The organism is Paenibacillus terricola, from assembly GCF_014779765.1.
GTDB classification, from domain to species: Bacteria; Bacillota; Bacilli; order Paenibacillales; family Paenibacillaceae; genus Paenibacillus_T; species Paenibacillus_T terricola.
In genome coordinates this window covers 737,253-754,402 of record NZ_JACXZA010000001.1, presented here as the reverse complement: position 1 = coordinate 754,402, position 17,150 = coordinate 737,253, and the positions used below count along the sequence as shown (strand labels likewise).

Here is a 17,150-nt window from a genome sequence, read left to right as displayed (position 1 = left end):
CGTCACCTGCCCGTCCGATTCGTTAACGTCAGGACGATTATAGCATGAACGAATGGGCGGTTAAATGATCAGTTCGGCAACGGGTCGATTCGGGTTGGCAGACGCAAAGAAACCATGCAGCAGCTCATTTTCCGGCAATATGCCAAGCAGCTCTCCGCGCGCTGTTGTTACATAGACGAGATGAACCGCATCCCGTCGAAAATATTTGAGCACCGAATGCAGCGCTGTTTCGGGCCTTACAATGATTGGCGCTGCGCTGGCGCCGCGGTTCATATGTTTACGGGCATACCGCTCGCGGTTCATGAGGAAACGGATGAAAAGAAAAGGCATATGGCGCCGCTGCGTCCAATTCGTAGCGAGCAGGAAGATTGCAATCGTGAGCACATTAAGTTGGATGCCGCCGCCTGGCCACAGCTGCTGAATGAAAGCCGATATAGCTAACAGTAGGCTCAGCGCCATACTTATACGGATTGTCCATGCCAGCGCTAGATGATAGGTCATGAGACGGCACAGCAGACATTGAAACAGCTTTCCGCCATCCAACGGATGAATGGGAATCATATTGAACAACGCAATGAGCATATTCGCTTCGACCAGCTCATTCGCCCATGCGGGATCTCCGATTCCCATCTGCCCTATTCCCCAAGCCAGAGCCGCCATCCATACGTTCTGCAGCGGTCCTGCGAGTGCAACAATCGCTTCCTCCCGCGTTGGCATACCGCCCGCTTCCTCTGTCTCTGCAACGCCTCCGAATGGAAGCAGCTTCACCTCTCGGATGTGCCAGCCGAATGAACGCGCCGCTACAACATGTCCTAGTTCATGAACAAAAACGAGAATGAATAATGTGATAAGCTCGGCGAATCGGCCTGCTGCAGCGGACAGCAGCATAACGATAACGAAGAGCGGATGAACACTCCATACGATGCCGCGGAATTTAATCAAGCGGGATCACGTCGGTCGGGTCAATATAACGTCCATCCTCTTTTACAGCAAAATACAATACGCCAGATTCGCTGCCGCTGTCATTCGCGAGCTGGCCGATAATATCGCCTGCTTCCACCCAGTCACCTTTGCTCACCGCCGCAGCAGCCAGCTGTCCATATTGCGTCTGCCTGCCGCCCGAATGCTGAATGACGACCGTCTGGCCTTTTCCGGCATTCTCTGTGACAAGCACGACTTGTCCGGTTTCAGCCGCCGCAACCGAGCTTCCTGGATCCCCGGCCAATTCAATTCCGCCAAGCGACTCCGCGAACGATTTGATCAATGTCGACTTCGGCAGTGGCGAGACGATAGGCAGTGTGCTGTGCGGAGCGCTATCTACAGCCGTAACTTCATCTTTATTGTCGCCGAACAGCGGAATAAATGCAGGCGAGCCGGCAAACGTTCGATCGTACCAAGCTTCCACGGTTTGAAAATTAAACTCGTCCGTCAGCGCAGCCGTCACAATCGTCTGCCCACGCTCTGCCATACCGCCATTTAGTTGAAATAATCCCCATACAACGCCGAACAACACTGCGCTCGCAACAATTTGCAACCGCAGTTGACGCAAGAAGCGAGACCCGCCGCCATCGACTGGGCCAACCGGAGGATACTCCGAAGCAAGGCTGCCGTATCCCGAACCTGGCCGGTTCACCCCAAGCCATGGCGCCGAACTTGATTTCCACAGTTTCTCCGGATCCTGTTCCATCTGATGAGGACCAGCAGATACAACAGCCGGATCGCCACGTTTGACAAGCATAGGCGGACGGCTATTCACCATGTCGCTTGGCGGAAGCGATCCTTCCTCCATCAGCGGCATCGCTGGTTGTATCGCATGCTTCAACGGCAGCGGCGAAGAAACCGTTGTTTCTGCCGGGGTCATTGTGTGTCCGCTTATGTCCGCCATATCAATGTGATCCACCTGCATTTGAAGTTGATTCTGCTCTATGATTTGGCGGATTCGTTCCTTCTGCCTCTCTCGAATCCTCTCGTTCATCGCTAACGCCCTCCTTCACTTGTCCTATATGTATGAAAAAGGCTGGACAACTATGAACAGTGCATGATGCACATGCGGTGCAAATATAGAGGCAAATAATTTCTTTACATCAATTTCGAATTGATTTATGATGTAAGCGCAAACATTTCTTGTGTCATATTGTCTCAGCCTACCCCGTCCTTGGGCATTAGGCTTTTTTTATCCCACATTTCGGAAACGTTTTCGTTTGGTCTTTCGAAACATTTTGCCACCAACGAACTGCTTACGTATTCCGCTCCCACATCTAACTCCAACGTTGTTGTTTTGCTAATATCCCTACATCAACGCCGCATTCAAACTACTGCCCAACATGTAATCGATATCGATCTGCTTCCTATCTATGATCCGATTTAAGGAGGTGATGCCCTCGTCGAAACTGGTCTGACAGGTTTGGTGTTTTGAAAGATTTCATGATGTGTTTTGAACGTATTCGTGTTAAGGAAAGCATTCAGATCTGCTACACGATTCCGCACACATTCTAACACCATCTCACCCATTCCAATTTACAGGAGGTTATTTCGTGTTCAAATCGTTGCTTAAGCAAGCTGGCTTTGTTTCTCTCGTAACTGCCATACTTGCGACTTCTTTCGTGTTCAGCGCACCTCAACAGGCATCCGCAGCGGCAAGTGAAGCTTATAACTGGAACAATGTCGTTACCGGTGGCGGCGGCGGATATGTACCAGGCATTATTTTCAACAAAAAGGAAAAAGATTTGATCTACGCCCGTACCGATATCGGCGGCGCCTATCGTTGGAATAAAACGACGAACAGCTGGGACTCCATCACGGACTCCGCTGGCTGGGTCGACTGGAATAAGAACGGTGTAGACGCGCTCGCGACAGACGTTGTCGACCCGAACCGTCTGTACCTTGCAACTGGCATGTACACGAACGAATGGGACGGAAACGGCCAAATTATGCGCTCAACGGACCGGGGCAATACGTGGTCGGTCACCCCTCTCCCGTTCAAAGTGGGCGGCAATATGCCAGGACGCGGAATGGGCGAACGTCTCGTTATCGACCCGAATAAGAACAGCATTCTGTTCTACGGCGCTAGAAGCGGCAATGGTCTGTGGAAAAGTACGGACTACGGCGCAACTTGGTCGAAGGTAACGACATTCCCGAACGCAGGCACTTACATTCAAACGCCAGGTGACGTGTACGGCGGCGATATTGTTGGTCTGTCCTGGGTCACGTTTGATCCAAGCACAGGCACATCAGGCAATGCAACGCAAACGATTTATGTGGGTGTCGCCGACAAAGGGACAAGCGTCTACAAGAGTACGAATGGCGGCGCGACATGGTCGGCAGTGGCGGGTCAACCAACAGGTTATATTCCGCATCATGGCGAGCTCGCATCGAACGGTTATCTGTACATAACGTACAGCGATGGCGCTGGTCCATATGACGGCACCAAAGGTGACGTGTGGAAGCTGAACACAGCAACTGGCGCATGGACGAACATTAGCCCAGTACCAAGCAGCAACGCATCGGACAACTACTTCGGCTATGGCGGTATTGCTGTTGATGCGCAAAATCCGAACACGCTTGTTGTTGCACCGCTCAACATGTGGTGGCCGGACAGCCAAATTTACCGCAGCCGCGATGGTGGCGCAACATGGTCGACGTTCTGGGTATGGGGTAATTATCCGAGCCGTACGCTGAATTATTCGCATGATATTACGGGAGCTCCGTGGCTCGATATGGGCGTAACGGCATCGATGCCGGATGTATCTCCGAAGCTTGGTTGGATGATGGACGATATCGAGATCGACCCATTCAACTCCGATCGGATGATGTATGGCACTGGCGCAACGATCTACGGTACGACGAATCTGACAGCTCTAGATACTGGCGGCAAAGTCAATTTGTCTGTCATGGCTAAAGGCGTTGAGGAAACAGCTGTTCTCGGTCTGATCAGCCCGCCATCAGGCGCACCGCTGCTGAGCGCGCTCGGCGATATTGCCGGCTTCCGTCATGACAGCCTGACGACGCCTCCGTCCAAAGTGTTCACAAGCCCTCACTGGTCGACCACTTATGGCATCGACTATGCCGAGCTTAGTCCAAGCTATATCGTACGGGTTGGCATGGCCGACTATAAGGCGGATCCATCTGTGAAATCGGTTGCCATCTCGACGGATGGCGGAACGAACTGGTACAAAACAAATTCGGAACCTTCCGGCACCACAGGCGGCGGCACTGTAGCCGTAGCGGCCGATGCAAGTTCCATCGTCTGGAGCACGTCGGACAAAGGCGTTTATTATTCCAAGACAGGCGGCAACTCTTGGACTGCAAGTACAGGCGTACCCGCAGGTGCGAAGGTTGCTTCCGACCGCGTTAATCCAAACAAAATCTATGCTTACTCAGCAGGCGCACTCTACTTGAGCACGAACGGCGGCGCTTCGTTTACACAGACTGCAGCAACGGGACTGCCGCTGGGCGGCTCCGCGGACCTTAAAGCTGTACCAGGAATTGAAGGCGACATCTGGTTCGCCGGCGGCAACGACAACCCAGGACCATATGGCCTGTGGCATTCGACGAACTCCGGCGCATCGTTCACGAAGCTGTCCAATGTAACTGAAGCAGACGGCATCGGTTTCGGTAAAGCCGCACCAGGCGCCTCCTATATGGCACTCTATACGATTGCTAAGATCGACGGCGTACGCGGCATCTTCCGTTCCAATGATGCGGGTGCAACATGGGTTCGTATCAATGATGACCAACATCAATATGGACGCCCGACGGTTATTACAGGGGATCCGCGCCTCTATGGCCGCGTCTACCTGGGCACGAACGGCCGCGGCATTCTATACGCAGACCCAACAGGCGGAACGACAACGCCAGTCAACTCAACGATTACGCCAACGACCGCTTCGTTCGATAAGAAAACAGCGAATCAAGCCGACATTGCCGTAACGATGACGCTGAACGGCAACACGCTTTCGAACATCAAGAATGGTTCGACAACGCTCGTATCCGGTACGGATTACACCGTCTCCGGCAGCGCCGTAACGATTAAGAAAAGCTATCTGGCTGCGCAAGCTGTTGGAACGACGACGCTGACATTCAACTTCAGCGCAGGCGCTGCAGCGACGCTCGCAGTAACGGTCGTAGATACGACGTCTACGGTAAACAACTCAACGATTACGCCAACGACCGCTTCGTTCGATAAGAAAACAGCGAATCAAGCCGACATTGCCGTAACGATGACGCTGAACGGCAACACGCTCTCGAACATCAAGAATGGTTCGACAACGCTCGTATCCGGTACGGATTACACCGTCTCCGGCAGCGCCTTAACGATTAAGAAAAGCTATCTGGCTGCGCAAGCTGTTGGCACGACGACGCTGACATTCAACTTCAGCGCAGGCACTGCAGCGACGTTGACCGTATCCGTAGTGGATACGACTTCAACTGCAACTGGCTCCTTCAAGGTACTAACTTTCAACGGTACGGTCGCAGCTTCGACCCAGTCGATCAACCCACGTATCCGCATTCTGAACACGGGAACGACTGCACTGAATTTAGCGGATATCAAAGTTCGCTACTACTACACGTCGAACGGTACGCAATCGCAAGTCTATGCGATCGACTGGGCTTCGATCAGCAGCACGAACATCACAGGCAGCTTCGTCACGATGCCAACAGCCAAAACGAATGCCGATACGTATTTAGAGATCGGCTTCACGAGTGCAGCAGGCACGCTGGCAGCAGGCCAAAGCGTAGATATTCAAATCCGGTTCAACAAATCCGACTGGTCGAATTATACGCAAACGGACGACTACTCGTATAATTCCACGGCTACCGCTTATGCCGACTCGACCAAAGCAACTGGATACACTTCCGGCGTGCTTGCTTGGGGTATTGAACCGTAAGAAGCTGTTCGGTTAGAACCAAACAAGCCGACCTCGCACCAGCTGAGAAACCAGCTGTCGCAAGGTCGGCTTGTGCTATTTATTCATAACCTACAATTCTAGCCAACAACACGGTTGATCGACTTGCCTGCTTGATACTGGGCTAGGTTATTCGCCGCAATCGCCATTAACCGCTGTCGGGCTTCGAACGTAGCCCAGCCAATGTGCGGCGTGATCAGGCAGTTCTGTGCTCCAATGAGCGGATTACCGGAAGAAGGCGGTTCGATCGAGAGCACATCGACAGCTGCACCTGCAAGACGCCCCTCATTAAGAGCTGCCGCAAGCTCCTCCTCTGCGATATGTCCGCCGCGAGCCGTATTAATAAGAAAAGCGCTAGGCTTCATCAAATCAATCGTTTCTTTATTTATAAGATGCTGGGTATGCTCGGTTAATGGGCAATGAAGCGTCACGAAGTCGGACGCTGGCAGCAGCTGTTCAAGTGAAGTGAATTTCACTGATTCAAGTCCGGCAACATGCTTCTCTGTCCTGCTGTTTACGAGCACCCTCATGCCAAATGCTAGCGCGATGCGCGCAACCTGCTGGCCAATTTGCCCGAAGCCAATAATGCCGATCGACTTCCCTGCCAACTCGACCATTGGATAATTGGCGAACATAAAATGCTCACTTCGGCTCCATTGTCCCTCCTCCACCGCATCGCTATGACGTTGTATATGGTGACAGTGCTCCAGCACATAAGCGAACACGAGTTGGGCGACGGACATCGTGCTGTAATCCGGAATGTTCGTTACCGTTATCCCTTTCTCAGCCGCGGCCGACAAATCGATAACATTGTAACCCGTCGCCAACACACCGACATACCGTAGTTTCGGGAGCAAAGCTATCGCTTCCGCATTCAGCGGCGTCTTGTTTGTTAATATAACGTCTGCCTCTAGCGCACGTTCAACGACAAGCGACGGCTCTGTACGGTCATATACGGTTACTTGTCCCAATGCTTCGAATGCATCCCAGTTCAAATCGCCAGGATTAAGCGTATAACCATCCAGCACTACAATATTCATCTTATCTACCCCTTCGTCCAGCGCTTCCGCAGCTTCTCATTATTCCATTGAAAAAGGACGACCTTTGAGCAATCAAAAGTCGTCCCTATCCCTAATTGGTGGTTAAGTGTCTATCTCATATTTATCCTGGTGCATCTTAATGCTGAGCACAAGTCCAACGCAAAGCATATTAAGCAGCAGTGACGTACCGCCATAGCTGACAAACGGAAGCGTAATACCGGTGATCGGCATCAATCCGATCATCATCCCGATGTTCTCGAATATTTGGAACACGAACATCGAGACAATCCCGATAATCATGAATGACCCCCGTTTGTCATTGCACTGGAAGGCAATGATGATCATCCGATATATCAATAAGAAATATAGGAGCAGCAGCACGGCTCCTCCCTGGAAGCCAAACTCCTCGCCAACGACGACAAAGATGGAATCGGAGTAAGGATACGAGATGAAGGCATTATTCTTAGAATCGCCCTGCATGTATCCATCGCCAGATAGCCCGCCTGAACCAATTGCAATCTTCGCCTTGGTCGCCTGATACACTTCCCTCTCCGAGGCATTGCCTGGATTCATAAATCCGTTGATCCGCTCATACCAGTGCAGCTTGTTATGATCAATCATATACGTCTTAATCTCGTCGTTATACGTATTAAACAACGTACCGAATATGAGCAGGAAGCCTACGACAGCAGTCACGCCAATCATGACATGTGTATATCGGACATTACCGATCCAGAGCATTCCGAGAACGATAATGATATAGATGATGGCGTTACCCAAGTCGGGCTGCATCATGACCAATAAGAATGGCACAATGGAGAAAACAGCAATCGGCAATACATCGCTGGTCAAGTTCAACGTTTCCCCTTGACGTCTGCCCATCAAGTGCGCAATTCCAATAATCAAGACGATCTTAACCATCTCCGCGGGCTGAAAATTCAGTCCGCCCAGTTTGAACCAAGCTCGCGCACCGTTAATTTCCGCACCGAGGAAGAAAACGAGAACGAGCAGAATCAAACCGAGTCCGTACCATATGAGCCAACCTTTGAGCAGCAGCCGATAGTCGATCATCGAAATAATGAACACAACGCTTATTCCAACGCAATAAAAAATAACCGTCTTTGTATCATATGTGGCATATTTGGGGTCGTACGAGGTGGCGCTGTGTACGATTAGCGTACTGATGCACATGAACACAAGCAGCATCAGTATAATGCCCCAATCCATTTTCTTGAATTTATTGATCACCGCAAGCTCATCCTATTCCCAGGAACTTGCGGATACGCTTGAACATGCCGGCTGATTTCTCATCTAACGGCATTAGCGGCACCATATCACCCAGAATGCGGCGAGCAATATTGCGGTATGCAATTGCTGCTCTCGATGAAGGGTCCATAACCGTTGGTTCACCAGCATTCGCCGACTTGATCACTTTCTCATCATCGGGCACGATGCCGAGCAAGTCGATAGCAAGCACTTGGCAAACCTCGTCAATTTCAAGCATATCCCCAGTCTTCAACATGGCAGGCCGGATCCGGTTAATGACCAGCTTAGCCGTAATTTGCGATTGCTCCAACAGTCCAATGACACGGTCAGCATCCCGAACCGCAGCATTCTCCGGCGTTGTGACGACGATTGCACGATCAGCGCCGGCTACCGCATTGCGGAAGCCTTGCTCGATACCGGCAGGGCAATCGATGATGACGAAGTCGAATTCTTTCTTAAGCTCCAGCACAATATCGCGAACCTGTTCCGGCGATACGTCATGCTTATCTTTTGTTTGCGCTGCGGGAAGCATATACAACTCTTCAAACCGTTTGTCCTTCACAAGCGCTTGTTGCAGACGGCAGCGGCCCTCCGCGACATCGACAAGATCGTATACGATCCGGTTCTCAAGTCCCATCACGACATCCAAGTTGCGAAGACCGATATCGGTATCGACCATGCACACTTTTTTGCCAAGCAGCGCAAGCGCCGTTCCTACATTCGCGGACGTCGTCGTTTTGCCAACGCCGCCTTTACCCGAAGTTACGACTATCGCATCTCCCATAATCTCTACACTCCTTTATACACGAGCGGTTCTCTTCTCATACGGAACAATTGAGTCGTCTTATCGACTTGCATAACACCTTCCTGGAGGAAAGCGTATTCCATCGCAGCATCGCCGGTAAGCCATTCCTCTGGCGGTCGGCTTATGACATCTGCGATTCGCAATTGCGTCGGTTTGAGCAGTGACGCTGCAATAATGACGTCCATTCTGCCTTCCGACCCCGCATGAGCCATACCAGCGAGTGTTCCCATCACATATATATCGCCTGTACAAATAATCGAACCGCCGGGATGCAAGTCGCCTAGCAGCAGCAGACTGCCATCGTGCGTGACCACCTGTCCAGATCGAATGATACCAGACATTACCTTAAGCTCCTGCTGATTGCTTTCCGTCAGCGACTGAAGTTCCGAATCGCTCTGGATTGACTGGACAAGCAGGTTCCCCTGCTGCCTCAGCACGGACTTGATTTGTTCTTTCTCATCATCCGTCGTCTCACGGCTGCCTAGCTTAACGTTGACATGCATAAGCGGGCCGGTTAACAACTGTTGGTGTGTTTTCTCCAACTTATAATGCAGCTCGTCGAGCAATGCCGAAAATTCGCAGCGATCGTCGAGAATGAACACGAGACCATCTTTAACACCCTTGATCGTAATATGTTGTTTATCGGTCAACGTTCGTCCCTCCCATGATCTATTTCTTTTCTTTTCGACATGCCCCGAATCCTGCCGAGCTTCTGTTATTCTTCTTCTTTTTCAGGTTGGCGTACAGGAATGGCGCTTTGCACCCAACGTCTTGCCGGCACATATACAGCCAGTGCGAAGCCAAGCTGAAGGAAAGTGCTCAGCAGCATATGATCAACTACTGCATAAGCAAGCGATTCCCGCGTAAACCAGAACACACGATAAACGGCATAAATGATAATCTCATAAACCATGCAGCAAACCGCTATCGTGAACAATGCGCTCATCATCGTAACCTTCCGCTTCTCTAGAAGGAGACCCGTTACATAGCCAATGAGGCCCATAGCGAATGTATGAAGACCAAGCAGACTGCCATAGAACACCACATCCTGAAGCAAGCCGTATAGCAACCCAAGCATTAATGCCTTATGCCTTGTGCCATACATTGCCGCATATAGCACGAACACGAATGTGAAATGCGGATAAAGCCGCCCTACTAGCGAGGTTGGGATGAACCATGGCACCAGCGTACTCTCGATTACAAAAAGCAAAAACATGACGACGCCTAGTCGACCGATCGTCATGGCGTACCGCCCTCATTGTCCGCCATCTTCACAACGAACACTTCCGTCAGTCGGTTGAAGTCAGCCTGTGGTTTAACGGAAGCTACCTTCGTTAAGCCGAAGTCCCCTGCTTGAGGCGTCGTCTCAACCGTTCCGACCACGAGACCACGAGGGAATACGCGGCCAAGTCCAGACGTAATGACCGTATCGCCAACGATCATCGGATCGTTCTCTGGAATACGGGTCATCTCAAAGCGCCCATTTTCTTGATCGTATGTGGCAATAATGCCGAATGAGTCATTCTCCCTGCCAAGAACCGTAACCGAAATCGACTTCGAATTCGGCGACTTCTCATCAAGCGACGTAATGGGCTCAACATTCGAGGAGAAGGCCGACACTTTGGAAACAATGCCGATTAAGCCATCTACTGTCACGACAGCCATATTCTCTTTAATGCCGTTCTCAGAGCCGAGGTCAATCTTAATCGTTGGATTGTAAGGATCAGAGCTGACCGATACCACTTGTGCGATCAAATATTGATAGTCATTCAACTGGCGCTGACGCTCTGTAAACTTAAGATCCCTTTCCAATTGCGCATTCTGCTTCTCAATCACATTGTACTTGATTTTGTCTCTCGCATAAGCAGCGGCAGTCGTACGAAGCTGTTCATTCTCTTCTTGCAGAGATCGGATGTTGCCAATATCCTCAAAGAAGCCCGCTATATAGCCAGCGGGCTTGTACAACCATTGCTGCACATAGGCGACAGAGTCATTGACAAACTTCTCAGGCGCCGACAATTGACGGTCACGCAATGAGAACCCGATCACTGCGATGAACAGGATCAATCCGATCATGAGGAAGAACAACCGCTTGTTTCTCATCAGATTAAACAGTCCAATCACCGCCGATTAAGTTAACTTGAAATGAATAGTAGAAATATCGAAGCCTAGCGAGGCTATGCCATGCTAGACTGTTGAACGATTAGCGCTTCGAACGGGAACCCGAAGCCCGATTCTTGAACAGATGAATATTATCGAGCGCGCGACCCGTGCCTATCGCTACGCAATCAAGCGGATTCTCAGCGACAATGACCGGCATACCCGTCTCGCGAGCCAGCAGCTTATCGAGGCTGCGGAGCAGCGCGCCGCCACCCGTCAGAACGATACCGCGGTCCATAATATCAGCCGACAACTCTGGCGGACACTTCTCCAGTGTAATCTTAACCGCATCCACGATGGAATTAACCGTATCCGTCAGCGCATCCGTCATTTCGTCCGACGTAATCGGCAGCGTCTTCGGCAGACCCGAAACCAGATCGCGTCCGCGGATTTCGATTGTTTCCGTCTTCTCAAGCGGAAGCGCGGATCCAATCTCCATCTTCAGCTGCTCAGCTGTCCGTTCGCCGATCATCAAATTGTATTGACGCTTAATATATTGAATAATCGCTTCGTCCATCTCGTCGCCAGCAACTCGAATCGACCGGCTCGTAACGATACCGCCCAGCGAAATAACAGCAACTTCAGTCGTACCGCCGCCGATGTCAACAACCATGCTGCCCGTAGGCTCCCATACTGGAAGATCCGCACCGATTGCTGCCGCGAACGGCTCTTCAATCGTATAAGCTTCCTTGGCGCCTGCCTGCTTCGTTGCATCCTCAACAGCACGCTTCTCAACGGCTGTAATGCCGGATGGCACGCATACCATCACGTTCGGATGGCGCGGGAACAGCGCACGCTGTTTCTGTGCCTGTCTGATGAAATGCTTGATCATCGTTGCAGTCGTTTCAAAATCAGCAATAACGCCATCCTTCATCGGACGGATCGCACGAATATTGCCTGGCGTTCTGCCAATCATTTTCTTCGCTTGTTCGCCAACAGCTGTAATCGACTTCGTATCGGTATGCAGGGCTACCACCGACGGCTCCCTGACGACTATTCCTTTACCTCGCGCATAGACCAAAGTATTCGCAGTACCAAGGTCAATTCCTAAATCTTTCGATCCACCAAACATAACTGTAAAGCTCCCTTCTTTTCATACGACAATCCTTATTATTATATTACAACAAACCCCGCTCCTTCAAACTAACATACTTTCCATCTCCGATAATAAGATGGTCCAGCACATCAATTCCAACGAGTTCTCCAGCTTCACGCAAACGCCGCGTCAATGCGATATCTTCGGGGCTTGGGGTCGGGTCTCCGCTCGGGTGGTTATGCGCACATATAATCGATGCGCTCCCGCGCTTGATCGCTTCACGGAACACTTCGCGCGGATGAACAAGAGATGCGTTAAGTGTACCGACAGACAACGTTTCTCGCGCTACGACTTGGTTCTTCGTATTTAGAAATAAGCACATGAAGTGCTCGACCGTTTGATAACGAAGTTCTTCCATAATAAGATCTGATGCATCTGCCGGCCGCTTTATGACAGGTCGGTCACCGAACCTTGCTGCCGCCATTCGTCTGCCAAGCTCAATCCCGGCTTTCAGTTGAAGCGCCTTAGCAGGTCCGACTCCCCGGACATTCATAAGCTGCTCCAAGCTGGCATCTACCAGATATCGGAGTCCGCCGCATTCTTTCAGGATATTATTGGCAAGCTCCATAACAGATTCCCGGCTTGTACCGGTCCGCAGCAAAATTGCCAGTAATTCGGCGTGACTCAGCGCTTCAGCCCCATGTGTCATCATGCGTTCTCTAGGTCGTTCTTCAAGGGGAACATCGCGCAGTAATTGAACCTTCGCTTTCATGTTCCGATCCTCCCAAACAGCATTGAAAAGCTTATGTCCAGCATGGGCCAGCATCAGCCCTTTTCTTATCAATCAGTAGACGTCTACGCCAAATGGCCCCAACATGTCTGCTAGGAGCGACAATGGCAGTCCGACGACGTTGAAATAACAGCCTTCAATCCGTTCTACAATCGTTGAGCCAAGTCCTTGAATGCCATAGCTTCCGGCCTTATCCATCGGTTCGCCAGTTGCTACATAACGTTCGACTCGCGCTTGGGACAAGGGCTTCATCCATACTTGTGTATGACGATGTTGAACAACTGTTGTACCATCCTGTGAGTGGATGCAGGCAACTCCTGTGAACACATCGTGGCTCCGCCCTTGCAGACGCATCAGCGTTGCAATCGCATCCTGCTGGTCGATCGGCTTGCCGAGCACTTCCCCATCCAATACGACAATGGTGTCAGCACCGATAACGAGCGAAGGCTTGTCCGATTCTTCAGCGACTAGCCGTGCTGCTGCCGCTGCTGCCTTGCGCTCCGCAAGTTTCTCAACGACCTCGGCGGGCGACCATGTTGGTTCAATGGATTCATCCGCATCCGTTGATAAAATACGAACCGGCAAGGACAGGTCGAGAGATGCGACCAGTTCCTGCCGGCGCGGAGACGAAGATGCCAGCACGAGCTGACATAACTTATTCGATTGTAACTCCTTACCGAATGCTGCCACTGTTACGACACTTCCTCTCCCGGTGCTGAAAACCGAACCTTTTGAACTTGCACTCAACTTTTATTCGTTAACCCGTTCTATAACTTCCTAAACAGCCAAATCGCCAAAACAAGACACAAAATGCTAAGCAGGCTCAGTTCAAGCCGTATCGTCAGGTCATAACTGAGCACAACCAAATCTGCGTCTGGCGACCACTTAATCGTTGTTGTATCGGTCAGAAAGGACAACGACGATACACGTTTTAACCATTTCGTAATGAGTGCGCCCGTTATCAATCCGAGCACGATAAAAAGAAGGAGGGTCCAGCCATTCTTCTTCATCCTACAACGCCTCTCGCCATGAAATGACACCTATGGACATTATAAGACGTAACGGAATGGTTTACAATCCAGCGTTCGAATCCAGCCATCCTTTTTCAGCGAAAACAGCACCCATCAACGCCGACTGCACGTTCCACAAATAAGCAGCAGAAGGCTTCTTATCATATTGCTCTAGTGATACGGCAGCTGTGTTAATGGACTGGGACAAACGGTTGGCCCCGGCACTCGCCTTGTCGCCACTCAGCTTGGCCGTTACAGCAGACGATGTGGTGAGCCATTGTTCATGCATCTTCTTCCATGCAGCGGATACGGCAGTACTGAAAGGTTCCATCTTATTCTGACTAAGCTGATCAAGCGTCAGCCGATCTAGTACGGCGATGAGCTCACTTGTCTGCTTCCAATATTGCTTTAACAGCTCCGCATCACCGTTGAACGGCATGGATTCAATGGAGGGGAGCTCGATTGCCTTCACATAAACTTCCAGGCCGTCAAGCTGCTTCGTCAAGGCCGCCGCCCCATCCCGATCATTCGAAATGCCGACGTACACGCGGAAATCTGCTGCTGTATCCCATCGGTAAGCAGCCAGACCTTTGTCCTTCAGCTCTGCAACGGCTGCATCCGCACCTTCTGCCGAGCTGAAGACGCCATACTGAAGCGCTTGGTATGTCTGGCCTGGTACAGCGATCTGTACGGTTGCAGCGGATGCGTCTGACGGTTTGTCTGGCGATGCGACCGGATCCGTTCCCGTGGCCGAAGAATCAGTGCCCGCTTCAGGTGCTGCTCCGCTCGTGCCCGTCTGCGTATCCGTCTGATTGCCAGAGGCGCCAGGAAGTGTAATGGTTGTCTGTTCGGCTTCATTTGGCGTCTTCTCTCCGCTTCCCCCTGCCCACGGACCCTCTCCTGCGAATAATGCAAGCGCCATATATCCGAACAATGCGCCAGTTGCGATAGCGCCTGCGACTGAAGCAAATACTTTAAGCCAAGAAGGTCCCCTCGAGCTTCGAATATGATTGATATCCGCATACCGGAATCCGCCCGTTCCTTTATCCGATTTGCTCTCGCGGTCTTCCTCAGCGATTCCCCAATCATAGGCGTGAACCGGCAGCGTTGGAGAAATCTCTGTCGGAGGGGCGATAACAACAAGCGGCTGGGTCTGCTCTATCGCCGGCGGCAGCGACTGGTTAGACGCAATCAGATCCAGCGAACTCATCTCATTGTTCATGACCTCCGCTTCGATACGTTTCGCACCAGAAGACGATTTTCGTTCGGTTTCGACACGATTTTGTTTCGATTTATGAATCGGCTCTGGAAAATGCCATACGCTTGGTCGATTAGGAGCATGATCTGCACTCTCTGCATCGGGCTTGTCCACGACATGCTGCATTTCTGATTTCGCTTCGGCGCTGCTGTTCCCGTGTCGAATGAGCTCCTCCAACGCCTGTATATCATCTTGAAGCGGCTGCGTATCAAACTGCCTTGCGGAATCAGCCGGAGAAGTTCCATCAAATCGAAAAGTTAATCGCGTGTCTCGTTTCATATATGCCTCTCTCCTTCGCTAACTGCATTTGGATCTGCAGCTTCGGAAGCTTGTCAATCAAGCCTTTACTAGTAATCTATGAACTGCTTGCGAGATTTATGACGAGTATTAGCGAGCAGCAGACATCTCGTAACATAAAAAAGACTGCGCAAACGCGGAACATTATCGTTCCACCGCGCAGTCCTTGATGTATGGCTTTCGTCTATAAGTCGTTGCGTCACCGCTCTCTTAAATTACACCGTACAGCCTTCAAATGATCCAGCTCAAAGCCCAGCCAAGCAGCGTCCCAAGGACAAGACCTCCGCCTACTTCAACTGCGTTATGCCCTACACTCTCTCTAAGTTTATGGCCATCCAGCCTCAACTCGTTAATATGCCGAGCATGCAGACCCACATAACGCCTGAGCCCCATCGCATCAATAATGACAATAAAGGTGACGGCCGCACCTAGTCCGAATATCGGGCTGGAGAAGCCTTCCTTCCATCCGATTAACATCATCGTTGTCGTCACAATCGTCGTATGATTGCTAGGAAACCCGCCATTGCCGACTCTCTCCCGCGCATTGCCATACCTGAAGTGATTGACGGCATATTTCATCATGCCGGCGATTAGCCAGGCGACGAAAGGCGCAACAAAATACATTGGCCCTTCCCCCTATAAATGTAAATTTAAAATAAGAACTACAGCAATTCCGAAGACGACAACGCAGGATAATATGCCTTTATCCTCAAACAACAGCGTTTCCGGCTTGCCTCCCTTGCCTAATACATGGATCAAATAAAGATAGCGGAACATCCCATATATTACGCAAGGGATCGTCCACATTAAGTAAATAGACTGGCTCGACATAAACGTATACAGCGAGAAGCACATAATCGTCATCGTTGTTACTACGCCTGACAGCTGATTCAACAGCGGTTCCGAATAGTTCAACAACACTTTGCGATGCGATCCTTTGTTATTTTCCAGCAAAATCAGCTCATGTCTGCGTTTGCCGATCGCGAGAAACAGCGATAAGAAGAATACGCACAACAGGAACCATGAAGTAAAGCTGGTCTCCAGTACAAGACCGCCTCCAACCGCCCTCATACCAAATCCGCTCGCGATGATCATAATGTCCATAATGACGAAGTGCTTCAACTTCAGTGAATAGGAAACGTTCATCGTGAAGTACGCAAGCAGCAGCAAACCGAACAGCATGTTCTCATAGAATCCAACGACAAGCGAGCATACGAGCAGCAAGCCGCCGAATATTAACGCTACAACAGGATTCAGTCTCCCAGAGGCTAGCGGCCGCCTCTTTTTGTCCGGATGCAGGCGGTCAGCCTCTCTGTCTACGTAATCGTTGAGAATATAAACACAGCCCGATACGCTGCAAAACAACACAAACGCCATCAAACTCGCCTTCATTCCGGCCAAGTTCATTTTATCGACCGAAAAGGCCAGCGCTCCAAACACAAGCAAATTTTTGCTCCATTGCCGCGGCCGAACCAGTCGGAATAATAACCCTATCGTCTCTAGCAAATCAAACCGTTTCTCCAACTGGATGGTCTCTTTCCCTAGTTCCATCCTCTATCCCGCCTCCTTCCTATTCATGAAG

Annotated in this window: 16 protein-coding genes; 1 reads left to right on the top strand and 15 read right to left on the bottom strand. The window is 50.9% G+C overall.

Annotated elements, in window-relative coordinates; genetic code table 11:
- Window positions 1–60: 60 nt before the first annotated feature.
- Window positions 61–942, bottom strand: a complete 882-nt coding sequence (locus H8B09_RS03320) for a site-2 protease family protein (protein WP_191202036.1) — start codon at window positions 940–942, stop codon at window positions 61–63.
- Complete coding sequence (locus H8B09_RS03315; RefSeq protein WP_191202035.1) at window positions 935–1,975, bottom strand: M23 family metallopeptidase; 1,041 nt, start codon at window positions 1,973–1,975, stop codon at window positions 935–937. The genes H8B09_RS03320 and H8B09_RS03315 overlap by 8 nt, the downstream gene beginning before the upstream one ends.
- Before the next feature lie 610 nt (window positions 1,976–2,585).
- Here H8B09_RS03315 and H8B09_RS03310 point away from each other — a divergent pair.
- A complete protein-coding gene (locus H8B09_RS03310; RefSeq protein ID WP_318152551.1) occupies window positions 2,586–5,888 on the top strand; it encodes a X2-like carbohydrate binding domain-containing protein in 3,303 nt (1,100 codons plus the stop codon).
- Window positions 5,889–5,986: 98 nt separating this feature from the next.
- On the opposite strand, the gene H8B09_RS03305 is transcribed toward H8B09_RS03310, so the two are convergent.
- The 13 genes from H8B09_RS03305 to H8B09_RS03245 form a co-directional block, all read right to left on the bottom strand.
- Window positions 5,987–6,946 carry a D-2-hydroxyacid dehydrogenase gene (locus H8B09_RS03305; RefSeq protein ID WP_191202033.1) on the bottom strand — a complete coding sequence of 320 codons (960 nt, stop codon included), beginning with the start codon at window positions 6,944–6,946 and terminating at the stop codon, window positions 5,987–5,989.
- A 102-nt stretch (window positions 6,947–7,048) separates the two neighbouring features.
- Window positions 7,049–8,194 carry an FtsW/RodA/SpoVE family cell cycle protein gene (locus tag H8B09_RS03300; RefSeq protein WP_191202032.1) on the bottom strand — a complete coding sequence of 382 codons (1,146 nt, stop codon included), beginning with the start codon at window positions 8,192–8,194 and terminating at the stop codon, window positions 7,049–7,051.
- A 7-nt stretch (window positions 8,195–8,201) separates the two neighbouring features.
- The gene (gene minD, locus H8B09_RS03295) at window positions 8,202–8,996 is read right to left on the bottom strand and encodes a septum site-determining protein MinD (RefSeq protein WP_191202031.1); all 795 of its coding nucleotides are present in this window, start codon (window positions 8,994–8,996) and stop codon (window positions 8,202–8,204) included.
- 5 nt (window positions 8,997–9,001) lie between these two features.
- The gene (locus tag H8B09_RS03290; RefSeq protein ID WP_191202030.1) at window positions 9,002–9,667 is read right to left on the bottom strand and encodes a septum site-determining protein MinC; all 666 of its coding nucleotides are present in this window, start codon (window positions 9,665–9,667) and stop codon (window positions 9,002–9,004) included.
- 65 nt (window positions 9,668–9,732) lie between these two features.
- Window positions 9,733–10,260 (bottom strand): rod shape-determining protein MreD, encoded by a 528-nt coding sequence (gene mreD, locus H8B09_RS03285; RefSeq protein WP_191202029.1) that lies wholly within the window; start codon window positions 10,258–10,260, stop codon window positions 9,733–9,735.
- Window positions 10,257–11,120, bottom strand: coding sequence for a rod shape-determining protein MreC (gene mreC, locus H8B09_RS03280; RefSeq protein WP_224753226.1), 864 nt, complete (start codon window positions 11,118–11,120; stop codon window positions 10,257–10,259). The genes mreD and mreC overlap by 4 nt, the downstream gene beginning before the upstream one ends.
- A 100-nt stretch (window positions 11,121–11,220) precedes the next feature.
- Window positions 11,221–12,249, bottom strand: coding sequence for a rod shape-determining protein (locus H8B09_RS03275; protein ID WP_191202027.1), 1,029 nt, complete (start codon window positions 12,247–12,249; stop codon window positions 11,221–11,223).
- A 46-nt stretch (window positions 12,250–12,295) separates the two neighbouring features.
- Entirely contained in the window at window positions 12,296–12,985 is a 690-nt protein-coding gene (gene radC / locus H8B09_RS03270; RefSeq protein WP_191202026.1) for a RadC family protein, read from the bottom strand.
- A 72-nt stretch (window positions 12,986–13,057) separates the two neighbouring features.
- Entirely contained in the window at window positions 13,058–13,693 is a 636-nt protein-coding gene (locus H8B09_RS03265; protein WP_191202025.1) for a Maf family protein, read from the bottom strand.
- Between the two features lie 77 nt (window positions 13,694–13,770).
- Window positions 13,771–14,013, bottom strand: a complete 243-nt coding sequence (locus H8B09_RS03260; protein WP_191202024.1) for a DUF4321 domain-containing protein — start codon at window positions 14,011–14,013, stop codon at window positions 13,771–13,773.
- Between the two features lie 61 nt (window positions 14,014–14,074).
- On the bottom strand, window positions 14,075–15,550 hold the full coding sequence (locus H8B09_RS03255; RefSeq protein ID WP_191202023.1) for an SPOR domain-containing protein: 1,476 nt from the start codon (window positions 15,548–15,550) through the stop codon (window positions 14,075–14,077).
- A gap of 249 nt (window positions 15,551–15,799) precedes the next feature.
- On the bottom strand, window positions 15,800–16,192 hold the full coding sequence (locus H8B09_RS03250; RefSeq protein WP_191202022.1) for a divergent PAP2 family protein: 393 nt from the start codon (window positions 16,190–16,192) through the stop codon (window positions 15,800–15,802).
- Window positions 16,193–16,204: 12 nt separating this feature from the next.
- Window positions 16,205–17,119 carry a decaprenyl-phosphate phosphoribosyltransferase gene (locus tag H8B09_RS03245; protein ID WP_191202021.1) on the bottom strand — a complete coding sequence of 305 codons (915 nt, stop codon included), beginning with the start codon at window positions 17,117–17,119 and terminating at the stop codon, window positions 16,205–16,207.
- Window positions 17,120–17,150: the final 31 nt, after the last annotated feature.

Coding starts and splice junctions, on each gene's coding strand:
- H8B09_RS03305 (WP_191202033.1), bottom strand. CDS start 6,946: ATGAATATTGTAGTGCTGGATGGTTATACGCTTAATCCTGGCGATTTG.
- radC (WP_191202026.1), bottom strand. CDS start 12,985: ATGAAAGCGAAGGTTCAATTACTGCGCGATGTTCCCCTTGAAGAACGA.
- H8B09_RS03245 (WP_191202021.1), bottom strand. CDS start 17,119: ATGGAACTAGGGAAAGAGACCATCCAGTTGGAGAAACGGTTTGATTTG.
- H8B09_RS03275 (WP_191202027.1), bottom strand. CDS start 12,249: ATGTTTGGTGGATCGAAAGATTTAGGAATTGACCTTGGTACTGCGAAT.
- H8B09_RS03260 (WP_191202024.1), bottom strand. CDS start 14,013: ATGAAGAAGAATGGCTGGACCCTCCTTCTTTTTATCGTGCTCGGATTG.
- mreD (WP_191202029.1), bottom strand. CDS start 10,260: ATGACGATCGGTCGACTAGGCGTCGTCATGTTTTTGCTTTTTGTAATC.
- mreC (WP_224753226.1), bottom strand. CDS start 11,120: ATGAGAAACAAGCGGTTGTTCTTCCTCATGATCGGATTGATCCTGTTC.
- H8B09_RS03255 (WP_191202023.1), bottom strand. CDS start 15,550: ATGAAACGAGACACGCGATTAACTTTTCGATTTGATGGAACTTCTCCG.
- H8B09_RS03315 (WP_191202035.1), bottom strand. CDS start 1,975: ATGAACGAGAGGATTCGAGAGAGGCAGAAGGAACGAATCCGCCAAATC.
- H8B09_RS03250 (WP_191202022.1), bottom strand. CDS start 16,192: ATGTATTTTGTTGCGCCTTTCGTCGCCTGGCTAATCGCCGGCATGATG.
- minD (WP_191202031.1), bottom strand. CDS start 8,996: ATGGGAGATGCGATAGTCGTAACTTCGGGTAAAGGCGGCGTTGGCAAA.